This is a genomic window from Nostoc sp. (genome assembly GCF_036919595.1).
Taxonomy (GTDB): Bacteria; Cyanobacteriota; Cyanobacteriia; order Cyanobacteriales; family Nostocaceae; genus Nostoc.
The window spans coordinates 1-10,949 of record NZ_JBALCO010000175.1; the positions used below are offsets into that span (position 1 = coordinate 1).

Annotated in this window: 10 protein-coding genes; 6 read left to right on the top strand and 4 right to left on the bottom strand. The window is 41.0% G+C overall.

Features of this window, described 5'->3' with window-relative positions; genetic code table 11:
• Positions 1-66: 66 nt before the first annotated feature.
• Entirely contained in the window at positions 67-1,035 is a 969-nt protein-coding gene (locus V7K21_RS27185) for a hypothetical protein (protein WP_335178731.1), read from the bottom strand.
• 149 nt (positions 1,036-1,184) lie between these two features.
• Here V7K21_RS27185 and V7K21_RS27190 point away from each other — a divergent pair, with 149 nt between their 5' ends.
• Both V7K21_RS27190 and V7K21_RS27195 read left to right on the top strand, forming a co-directional pair.
• Entirely contained in the window at positions 1,185-1,922 is a 738-nt protein-coding gene (locus tag V7K21_RS27190; protein WP_335178733.1) for a Uma2 family endonuclease, read from the top strand.
• Between the two features lie 62 nt (positions 1,923-1,984).
• Positions 1,985-2,839: an HIT family protein gene (locus V7K21_RS27195; protein WP_335178735.1), complete on the top strand. Its 855-nt coding sequence runs from the start codon at positions 1,985-1,987 to the stop codon at positions 2,837-2,839.
• Between the two features lie 104 nt (positions 2,840-2,943).
• Here the strand turns inward: V7K21_RS27195 and V7K21_RS27200 are convergent, their stop codons facing one another.
• Positions 2,944-3,642 carry a Uma2 family endonuclease gene (locus V7K21_RS27200; protein WP_335178737.1) on the bottom strand — a complete coding sequence of 233 codons (699 nt, stop codon included), beginning with the start codon at positions 3,640-3,642 and terminating at the stop codon, positions 2,944-2,946.
• 680 nt (positions 3,643-4,322) lie between these two features.
• On the opposite strand from V7K21_RS27200, the gene serA reads away from it, so the two are divergent.
• Positions 4,323-5,903, top strand: a complete 1,581-nt coding sequence (serA, locus tag V7K21_RS27205; RefSeq protein WP_335178739.1) for a phosphoglycerate dehydrogenase — start codon at positions 4,323-4,325, stop codon at positions 5,901-5,903.
• Positions 5,904-6,167: 264 nt separating this feature from the next.
• Positions 6,168-7,088, top strand: coding sequence for a 50S ribosomal protein L11 methyltransferase (gene prmA, locus V7K21_RS27210; RefSeq protein WP_335178741.1), 921 nt, complete (start codon positions 6,168-6,170; stop codon positions 7,086-7,088).
• A 491-nt stretch (positions 7,089-7,579) separates the two neighbouring features.
• Here prmA and V7K21_RS27215 read toward each other — a convergent pair whose 3' ends face one another.
• Positions 7,580-7,867, bottom strand: a complete 288-nt coding sequence (locus tag V7K21_RS27215; protein WP_335178743.1) for a hypothetical protein — start codon at positions 7,865-7,867, stop codon at positions 7,580-7,582.
• Between the two features lie 567 nt (positions 7,868-8,434).
• On the opposite strand from V7K21_RS27215, the gene V7K21_RS27220 reads away from it, so the two are divergent.
• Positions 8,435-8,581, top strand: coding sequence for a hypothetical protein (locus V7K21_RS27220; RefSeq protein ID WP_335178745.1), 147 nt, complete (start codon positions 8,435-8,437; stop codon positions 8,579-8,581).
• Positions 8,582-9,284: 703 nt separating this feature from the next.
• Here V7K21_RS27220 and V7K21_RS27225 read toward each other — a convergent pair.
• Positions 9,285-9,605, bottom strand: a complete 321-nt coding sequence (locus V7K21_RS27225; RefSeq protein ID WP_335178747.1) for a hypothetical protein — start codon at positions 9,603-9,605, stop codon at positions 9,285-9,287.
• 702 nt (positions 9,606-10,307) lie between these two features.
• Here V7K21_RS27225 and V7K21_RS27230 point away from each other — a divergent pair.
• Positions 10,308-10,949, top strand: a 642-nt coding sequence (locus tag V7K21_RS27230; RefSeq protein ID WP_442948931.1) for a HEAT repeat domain-containing protein, incomplete at its 3' end; no start/stop codon positions are given.

Sequence of the window (10,949 nt, forward strand, 5' to 3'; positions counted from 1 at the left end):
CGATAATGGGTTTCATTGTATCTTTTTTGATTGCGATCGCTCAATTGAGAGCATCCCCAAACATGATCACCAAAAGTGGACAAGACCCAAATTTAATGCCAAGTATTTTAATAAAGTAGATTTCCCGGAACCAGGGTCGCCCAGAATCACGATATATTTATTAGTCTGCTGCTCATTTACAATATCCACAACAGAACATTTTGGTTGTTCTAAATAAACTCGTTTGTAGCGTTCTAATTCTTCTAACTCAACTTCTGCTTCCAGTTCGTTAGTTTCTCGCAATCTTCGGAGATGTTCTTTCGGCAGTTCGTGAATTCTGGGAATAATTTGGTGAATTTCACGGACATTTTGTGCTATGAATATATCCCAGACTTTGAGTTTATCTCGATAATCATAGGTACTCGTATCTAAACTGTCTAAATTCAGATTACTATAGGTTTCCTTAATAGTTTCTTGGTATCTTTCCAAATCAAAATCAGGAATAATCCCGGCTATCTCTGTTGTGTTATTCTGGATTTTGTCTAAATTTCGGGAATCCAGAATCTCTCGCAGTTCAGGAACTCCTATAATAATATCTTTAACCTTTTGCAGATATTTCTTGCCAATCCGTTTCCAGTTAAAATCATCCGGTAATGGATATGAAGCATTAAGTTCATACCAAATTGTTTCTAATGCCTTGATATCTATAGCTTGAGAGTCATCTTTAAAAGCAGTTCCCAAAATTCCTTTAACTTCTGGATGCTTTAGAAATTTATTTAGCGGCTGCTCATACTTTTTGATTTCATCTTCAGCAAGTTCACTATCATCTAAATCCTGCTGCATGAGTTCCAAAAATTCTGTTATAGCCATGACAACAGCTTTCTCCAGGGGTTCTCGCTTAAAAGGCGCGGTTACAGCATTATTAAAGATATTTTTGAAAAAATCTTTAGCGTAGTCCTTGAGTAAATCCTTGACAAATTCTTCGCTGATAATAGTTTTGACAAGAAATCCAACCGTTTTTTGACCTATCCAGAGAGTGAACCACTCAACTATCATACTCACGCCTGCTAAGTGCTTGACTACGAGTATATACACTAGCTTGAGGAATATTTCCAGATTTATGAGTCTTCTAAGTTAAGAGCGATGCTAGTTGAAGATTTGTTAAAAATAACTAATAACTGTGCATTGATATTAGGAGTAATTTTATGGTTCTACAAGTTAACCCCATCCAAAAAGAACCAATTGTTACTTGGGAAGCACTTCCAGCCGACTTCATTTTACCTGACGATCCAGTGGAAAATATTCAACAATCTGCGATCGCAGCTGCGCTTACCGATGCTTTGGGAAGCACAGGACGCATCCAACCCCAGATGCTGATTGGCTCTAATTTTGGACTTGTAGCCACAGTCAACAAAAAAATCGTTGTTAAAGCCCCTGACTGGTTTTATGTCCCTCAAGTCCAGTCTGTAGGAACAAATGTAGTTCGTCGCAGCTATACCCCAAATTTAGAAGGCGCTGCTGTAGCTGTGGTGATGGAATTTCTTTCAGACACCGAAGGTGGAGAACTATCAGTTCGCTCAACTCCACCCTACGGTAAACTCTATTATTACGAAAAGATTCTGCAAGTTCCAACCTACGTAACCTACGATCCTTACGAACCAAGTATAGAACTACGCTGCTTGCAAAATGGACAATATACTTTGCAGCAAGCAGACGCTAATGGACGTTACTGGATTCCTGAGTTAGAGTTATTTCTCGGAATTTGGCAAGGTGAAAGATTATGCCAAACCATGAATTGGCTGCGGTGGTGGGATACAGAAGGAAATTTGCTGTTGTGGAGCAGCGAACAAGCCCAACAGGAACGCCAACGCGCTGATATACTAGCAGCTAAGTTGCGCGAGCTAGGTGTTGACCCTGATGCGACGCCGAATAGCCCGTCGTAGACATCGCATAATCTAAAGGGATGCTGGGAATAATAATTTTGGGACGTCAGCACCAAAATTCCATGAAACAGCAAAAAAATCAATTCAGCCATCTTACTGCGATCGAAAGAAGTTATCTGTCATTTCCTGCACAGTTTTTATTAAATCAAAACCTTCTACAAGGCAAAATATTAGATTTTGGTTGTGGCTTTGGTAATGATGTTAAAATATTGCGCCAAAAAGGTTGTGATATTACAGGCTATGACCCCTATTATTTTCCACAATATCCTGATAATAAATTTGATACTATAATTTGCTTTTATGTTTTAAATGTTTTATTTATTGAAGAACAAACTAATGTTCTTATGCAAATATCACACTTATTAAAACCAGGAGGCAAAGCTTATTATGCTGTAAGAAGGGATCTGAAAAAAGAAGGATTTCGAGAACATTATGTCCATAAAAAATCTACTTATCAGTGTATTGTCAAACTTCCCTTTGCTTCAGTTTGCTTAGATGAACATCGAGAATTATATGAGTATGTTCACTATAATCATCAGCGAAATTCATCTAATTATTGCATATTCTGTAATCCTCATAAAAGTCAAAAATCATTAACTGAATCAGCAACTGCTTATGCTATTTTTGATGGTTATCCTATAAGTAAAGGACATATTTTGATTATTCCTAAACGTCATGTTAGCAGTTATTTTGAACTACCAGTTAAAGAGCAATCTGCTTGCTGGCTTATGGTGAACAAAGTACAAGAAATTCTCCAAACAGAATTTGAACCTGATGGCTTTAATATAGGAATGAATATCAATCGAGCCGCAGGTCAAAATATTATGCACGCCAGTATTCATATCATCCCTCGTTACAAAGGTGATACTGTTGGCGCTAAAAGTGGAATTAGGAACGTTATTCCTAAAAAGCAATAGTTTTTTACTGACAGCTTCCAGTAGCAAACCTGGATTTATAGCAAATACATAAATCTGAAAAACCGGATTTTTCAGTCTTGTTGAAAATATTGCAAAATATTCAGTTAACCGAGATTATCTGGATCTATTCCCAGCGCTCTTAATTGTTGTGCTAATTGTTGCACACGTTGTTCTGCAACTTCAGCGCGTTGTGCTTCTTGTTTTATTTGTTCTGCGGGGGTGAGATACCGTTGTCCTTGCTCATCATACCAATACATCCATTCTCGCGTTACACCGCTATAATTTCCCCTTTCGCAACCAATTCCTAAGCCAATCTCTGGTAGCCAAACGGGGTTTCCCGCTTGCAATTCATACTTACCATTAACCAACTTATGTACTTCTAGATGAGGTTTGCGGCGACGACGAGACGAATAAATCCCGTAATAAAGTACACCCAAAGCTGCATATTCATCCAATTTAGTAGTGTATTCCTTGCGATAATTTTGGGAAACTACTTCTAGCACGAAAATCGGTACAACATTTTCATCCCACAGCACATAACTGGGACGCAGTTCCTCATCATAAAACCGCTCTACCCCTAAGCTCAAAAATCCATCTGGCACAATAGCCGGTTTATCTGGGTGATAATAAATACCCATATCTATGGCAAAGAGCCAGTCCATGCGTTCTGACCAAAGTATCAGCAGAATCGCCTTCAGTAAGCCTGGTATCAATTCTTGCAGCTCATTATCCACAGGCGTTTCATCAGAGTCTGGGAGTTCTTCGGCTGAGGGCAAGTACCTTGGCAAGTTGTACTCTAACATGGCTGGTTTCCCCAAAACTCAAAGGACATTTGGCTCTATTTGGCTCACCAGAATTATAGCGATTTATCCGCAACTATATCAGTAGAGTATTAATGTATATTAAGTACTCTACTGATATAGTTGCAGCTTTTAGCTACTAGACAATCTTAAGTCTGCCGCAATCATGAGCAAGAAAATTTATTTGATACCTAAATTTTAATTGTCATAATCCGATTATCTTGATGATGCAATGTTTTGCTTTGACTAAGGGATACTACTTGTGGTATTGAAAAACAGCCAAGATTCGACAGATATAATAGTCGCTGGCTGGTTTTTTGGTTGTGCAAAGCATTGCCTCAGCTAAAGTTGCAGCCCAGTCAAGAATACAGGCGTTTCTACCCCACCAAGGAAGTTGCTTAAGCCGAGAAAATTTTGGTAACTCTTAACTATTAATAAATATATAAGTGCTTAGTGCTATTCATGCTTTATATTTAGCGACAGGGTGGCGCAAACAGCCACTCATGTTCAAATACTTAGGAGGCAGTACCCACCGGAAGCAACTCACGCTTCGATACTATCAGCACGGAGCGTAAGAAGGTTAAGTTGATATTAAAACGAATAATTTTTGCGGAATTGCGACAGATAAAGACTAAACTAAAAAGTCTTGTGCAGCAAAACCTGTAGCTTTAAATGAAATAATCATGTCTAAGGTTCTTGTCTCAGATTCTATTGACCAAGCTGGAATTGACATTCTTTCGCAAGTTGCTACCGTTGATGTCAAAATAGGTCTAAAACCAGCCGAACTGCTCCAAATTATTGGTGAGTATGACGCGCTGATGATTCGCTCTAGTACACGCGTCACCCAAGAAATTATTGAAGTCGGCACGCAGCTAAAAATCATCGGTCGTGCTGGTGTGGGTGTGGATAATGTGGATGTTCCGGCTGCCACACGCCGGGGAATTGTGGTAGTCAATTCTCCAGAGGGAAATACAATTGCCGCCGCAGAACATGCGCTAGCGATGATTTTGGCCTTGTCTCGCCACATCCCCGATGCTAACGCTTCGGTGAAACGCGGTGCGTGGGATCGCAATAGCTTTGTCGGCGCGGAAGTCTACAAAAAAACTCTCGGCGTTGTTGGTTTGGGTAAAATTGGCTCCCATGTTGCCACTGTAGCTAAGACAATGGGGATGAAACTCCTAGCTTATGACCCTTTTATCTCCACAGACCGAGCCGAACAACTTGGCTGTCAGCTAGTGGAGCTAGATTTACTCTTCCAGCAAGCAGACTATATTACCCTACACATCCCTAAAACCCCAGAAACCACCCACTTAATCAATGCCACAACCTTGGCAAAAATGAAACCCACAGCCCGGATTATTAACTGCGCTCGTGGTGGGATCATTGATGAAGTAGCTTTAGCAGCAGCTCTGAAAGCGGGTAAAATCGGGGGTGCAGCCTTGGATGTGTTCGAGTCAGAACCACTGGGTGAATCTGAATTGCGATCGCTAGGCAAAGAAATCATTCTTACCCCGCATTTGGGAGCCTCCACCGCGGAAGCTCAAGTAAATGTGGCTATTGATGTTGCTGAACAAATTCGGGATGTACTTTTAGGACTACCAGCGCGTTCAGCCGTCAACATTCCCGGACTCGGCCCCGATGTGTTGGAAGAACTCAAACCCTACATGCAACTAGCAGAAACTCTAGGTAACCTGGTGGGACAGCTAGCTGGCGGACGGGTGGAAGTACTCAATATTCGACTGCAAGGAGAACTCGCGACTAACAAAAGTCAGCCTTTGGTAGTTGCTGCCCTGAAAGGATTACTTTACCAAGCTTTGCGGGAACGGGTAAATTACGTAAATGCCAGCATAGAAGCTAAAGAACGCGGAATTCGGGTGATTGAAACCCGCGATGCATCAATTAGAGACTATGCCGGAACGCTTCATCTAGAAGCCACGGGTAGTTTAGGGACTCATTCTGTCACAGGCGCTTTGTTGGGTGAGCGAGAAATTCACCTGACTGATGTTGATGGTTTCCCGATTAACGTCCCACCCAGCAAATATATGTTGTTTACCTTGCACCGTGATATGCCGGGGATTATCGGCAAACTCGGTTCTTTACTCGGCAGTTTTAATGTGAATATTGCCAGTATGCAGGTAGGTCGTAAAATCGTTCGTGGTGATGCTGTAATGGCTTTGAGTATAGATGATCCCTTACCTGAGGGCATTTTGGGTGAGATTATAAAAGTCCCTGGTATTCGGGACGCGTATACAGTAACACTTTAATTTTGGATTTCAGACTTCGGCTCCTTTCGGCTTACCTCGGTTTCGCCCAACTCTTGGAGAGGCTGCGCCCTAAGCGTAGCTATGCCGCAGGCTTTACGACGCCGCTGAGGCTAAACTCGGCACAAGTCGCTCAAGGCAAGTCGCTTAGTCGAACGATTTTGGATTTTGGATTGGTAATGGCTAATTGCTCATTGTTTTTCGCATTGGTCATTATCCGTTACTTAGTCCCCAATCTAAAATCTAAAATCTAAAATCTAAAATTATATGGCAAACACTTGGTGGGAACTACAGATTTTATGTGAGCCAGACCTAGAAGATTCTATCTTTTGGCGATTGGAAGATTTTGGCTGCCGTGGAACAGCTAGTGAAAACAAAGGAAATTCATCTTTAGTCAGGGCTTATCTACCGACAATCCAAACGCAGCTACTAGATTTGGCCGCCCTATCGCTGTGGCTGCGTCAAGATGCCCTCTGTGTGGGACTTTCATCTCCCTCCCTACAATGGCAGTTGATTGATGAGGAAGATTGGGCAACTAGCTGGAAACAATATTGGCATCCGCAGGAAATAGGCGATCGCTTCCTAATTAACCCCGCTTGGCTACCATTACCAGAAACAACGGAACGGTTAGTGATTCGTCTTGACCCAGGTGTAGCATTTGGTACGGGCAACCATGCCACCACTCAGCTATGTTTGGAATCCTTGGAAATGCGGCTGAGTGGAGTTCCTCAGTCGTTTGTGGGTACTAGTGGTAAACATGAACATCTAGTAATTGCGGATATTGGCTGTGGTTCTGGTATCCTTTCCATTGGAGCACTGCTACTGGGAGCAGAGAAAGTCTATGCAGTAGATAATGACCTTTTGGCGGTGCAATCAACTATCAGTAATGGTGCCCTGAACGACATTAGCCCAGAACGTTTACTACCAGCACTGGGAAGTGTAGACGTTTTAACAAAACTGGTTGAGAATCCGGTAGATGGTATTGTATGCAATATTTTGGCTAATGTAATTATTGAATTGGTTCCAGAAATGAGTGCGATCGCCAAACCTGAAACTTGGGCTATCTTCAGTGGTATTTTACTAGAACAATCAAAAGCTGTCGCTGACGCTTTAGAAGAAAATGGTTGGGTTGTTGCTACCCTGTGGAAACGAAAAGAATGGTGTTGCTTGAATGTACGGCGTTCTTAACCCAGTGGATACTAGTATACTGTGGCGTCAGTTTGCCTACCTTTAAGACCTTGTGATTACCCAGATTTTTGTCACAGTCAAAGTATCGCGCTACTGTAGAAATTGTTCTATTCGGGAAACTGAAATACTTTGTGAATAAACTTGGTCGCTTTTTTCCAACAATATGAGTGCTGTAATAAGTAAAATTCAGTTTTGATTTGCCAAAAATGGAAACAATACTAGTGGTTTTGATTCTCTAATCAGAGAACTAGAAAATGACAAAACTAGTACTGTGATTTCAAACAAGCAAAGTTAATAACTATGAATAAAAGTTGGGTTTTGGCAGTTGATCATTTAACGCCCAGTTTCCTATATCTTGGATTTTGTAATCTACTGGATCATGGAGAGTGAACGTGCAAAGATTACGCCAATAGCGGTCAAACCCATATTTTGCATTAGTAGCGCCTGTACCCATAACTTAAAAAATGCGGTTGGTGATGTCTAAACCGACTCTAGTGGCCACGACTTTGGCAGTAGCGATCGCGCTCATGCTTTGGTATTCCCCCTTTTGCATCCCGCTCTACAGCAGTCTTTGCAAATTCCTTTGCTAAAGACTTAGCTAGATCAATATATTTTTGAGACTCTTTAGTTTCGATTAATTGCATATCTTCCAACTTCTCCATTGCTTCCACCATATAGAGGTGGTTTTGGGGAATTTGACCGAGGCTAGAGTTGGCTTCGGAGATGATTTTAATTAATTGCCTTTCGACAATCAAGATATTCGCATTTACATCAACCATCTTTTCTTAGAAGGTTATCTCCAACCTATAGAGGCTGACAAACTCAAAATAACAACCACAAGCTTGGAGTCAAATTCAAAGGTAGACAATGCCTTTTTTAGCTGGATAAATTTGCTGATGATTTAATAACCAGGCTAAACGCAGACTGAATAAGAGCGATAGCATAAATATTTTACACAAAGCTACACATTTAGTTTACGTCTAAGCCCACGCCTGCAATAACGAGTAATTTGCGATTCCTCAAGAAGCGAATCTGGCATTTTTTTACTAAGGATGCCACCTAATACCGCAAGGCGGAAGTCAAAAATCAAAAGTATTATGGAATGGGCTTTTTAGGTATTTTAAATGGTTGCCCTATTTACGCCTTAGCGTGATGTACGACGAGGTGAAGAAAAGGGTCAACCTAGCCCTTACTCCCACTGGTATTGAAGGATTAGATGCGATCGCCTCCAATTTTGATATAAGCCGGTCAAAGCTTGTAGAGAGAATTGGCAGACGACTGATTTGCTTAGATATAAATTCCTTCAGTGAGGAGGAAATTGAAGCCATAAAAAAGCACTGACCGAATTGATTGCTATTTACAGCGATCAGTTGAATGGTCAGGGTTTGTTTAGTAGTCTCGGTGCAGTTGAGGGCGATCGCAAATTGCAACTACAGAAGCAGATTGAGCAATGGGAACGAATCCGTACAAAAATTTTCCATGAAGAGGGTTAAGGGTGCTTTTTGAAGCATAAATTATGGCAACCAGAAGCAGGATCTTGCTTAACGAGTGTATAACTTTTTTATTTGTTATACGACTTTATTATTCCTGCAGAAAAATAAAAAAGTTGTACAATTTAAGCGACTACAAACACTATTATATCGTTAGCTACTCAGAAGTTTTGAAAAAATAAAGTTGTACAATTTCATCATGCTACCATAAAAAAATAAATAAAAAAGTTGTATAATTTTGCAAACGTCTTCCCTGTAAGGATTTGGGAATATTTGCTTCAAAATTCAGTGGCGATGCCTGCGGCGGTTCGCGAAGCGACCATCGCATCCCAAGTGCAAAGCTGAATCAACAGCTTGAGTTTGCGAGGGATAGGATCGCACTCTATTTCACTTTACCTATTGAGCGATCACACCACCAAATTCCTTCTCCTGTCAATCTGCCCAATCTTTACACGACGAGTACAAGATTAACTTGAGAGGTTTTACTACGGCAAAATGTCAGGTGATCGCATTTTGTTTTCATTCTCTCCAATCTAAGTATCTTGGAGTTAAATTATACGCTTGATGCTATCTTGGAGCTAAAAATGAAAAAATAAATGCGATCGCATTTGCCCAAAATCAAAAGAGCGATCGCTCGAAATTCTAATCCTTTAATTCGCTTCATTGTCCCCAGGCGAACCCCTGGATCTTCTTCTCTAGGCTTGAGTTAAAACGTTGGAATACCTTCTACTTGCAGTGCTGTGCGAATTGCTGGTTTATAAGGTGTGACGCAGATTTCGTAGGAAGCAAACCCATCTTGAATCAACTCTTTTGCCCAACTAGCAATACGCTTTGCCTCTTCTTTTTCATCCGCACATTGAACAATCTCTGGTTTTAGACCTGTAAACACGGAGCGATCGCCTACAATTGTGGTTTGTCCTCGATCCAAATCGTCAATTACAAACCAACGAAAAAAGTGATTGACCGATTGCTGCTGGAACGAATTTTTTTGGTCGTAATCGCTCCTGTAGCCCAAGTTTCTGAACAATGGCTTCAAACCTACGTCAATGAGAAATATGCCTTGGTGTCCCGAAGCGTGCAGGTGACACCCAAAAAAAGGGGAGGCTCACAATCCAATGTGATGAATTATCTCGAATATTTCTTAAATTGATAAATAAAAAAGTTGTACAATTCTTAAATATCTTAATTGACAAACATTTCAAGCTATTGATATAAGTCTTTTGATTGCGATCGCATAGTTCGCTTATTAATCCACACCTCTTATAGACAAATAAAAGTCGCAGGAGTTGATTGCCCAATAGTTGAACTTGGCATAAACACCCATAATCAAAATGTTACGAATCAAGAGGTGAACTTAATCGCTAGTCAAGCTTGCAGGTTATTCACAACGGTAGTCTCCCTTTCAATTCATGCAATTTTTGCCTAGTTGCTGTACCTCTTAACTTATCTGCCAAATTAGGATCGCTACCTTGGGTGACTCCAATGATTTGAATACTATACAAGAAGCTTCAAAATTTTAAACACTCTCCAATACTATTGCGGGCATTGGGCTTTCTACAAAGAACCTCAGTGGCGATCGCCTTCCACAACAGCGATGTTTACCACAAAGCTCTTTGCGTCTTCTTGGCTGGCGTGATCCTTTGACTGTTACAAAAATGTACGTAATGACAAGGCTTTTAAACTGCGGATGATTCGTACTGCTACACTAATAAACAATATTGCAGTATTTATGGGTATGACTTCACCTCATTGGAGACAAGGACTCGCCTCACCGTCACATCAGAGCCTTTTGTTCTGTCTCCCCATCATGCCCAAAAATGTCGGCAACCGTCGCAGGTTATCTCGCGTTTTCCTGTTTCTTTTTACATGTTTACTGACTGTTGTCTTTTCACTCAATTGGGTAAACGCTGAAGAAGAACCAAAGCCAAAGCCAGAATTATGGCAGATTCAGGGTATTATGGCAGCCCTTAATGATGACTATCCTCAGGTGAAGACGTTGGCTTTGGATAAATTAGGTGAATATAAACTGAAAAATTTAAAATCTTTAGAGAAGGAACTAAGAGATATTACACAAATTGCTGCCAATCTTCTCAAAGATAAAAGCGTTGAGGCTGAAGTTCGTTCCAGTGCGGCATCAGCTTTGGGGAATTTGGGAACAGCAGCCACACCCTACGTCAAAGACATCCTTAACTTCCTCAAAGATAAAAGCGTTGAGGCTGAAGTTCGTTCCAGTGCGGCATCAGCTTTGGGGAAATTGGGAACAGCAGCCACACCCAACGTCAAAGACATCGCTGACATCCTCAAAGATAAAAGCGTTGAGGCTGAAGTTCGTTCCAGTGCGGCATCAGCTTTGGGGAATTTGGGAACAGCA

Bases quoted from the DNA above. Each gene is read 5' to 3' on its own strand.
- V7K21_RS27190 (WP_335178733.1), top strand. From the start codon at position 1,185: ATGGTTCTACAAGTTAACCCCATCCAAAAAGAACCAATTGTTACTTGG.
- V7K21_RS27185 (WP_335178731.1), bottom strand. From the start codon at position 1,035: ATGATAGTTGAGTGGTTCACTCTCTGGATAGGTCAAAAAACGGTTGGA.
- prmA (WP_335178741.1), top strand. From the start codon at position 6,168: ATGGCAAACACTTGGTGGGAACTACAGATTTTATGTGAGCCAGACCTA.
- V7K21_RS27200 (WP_335178737.1), bottom strand. From the start codon at position 3,642: ATGTTAGAGTACAACTTGCCAAGGTACTTGCCCTCAGCCGAAGAACTC.
- serA (WP_335178739.1), top strand. From the start codon at position 4,323: ATGTCTAAGGTTCTTGTCTCAGATTCTATTGACCAAGCTGGAATTGAC.
- V7K21_RS27215 (WP_335178743.1), bottom strand. From the start codon at position 7,867: ATGGTTGATGTAAATGCGAATATCTTGATTGTCGAAAGGCAATTAATT.
- V7K21_RS27195 (WP_335178735.1), top strand. From the start codon at position 1,985: ATGAAACAGCAAAAAAATCAATTCAGCCATCTTACTGCGATCGAAAGA.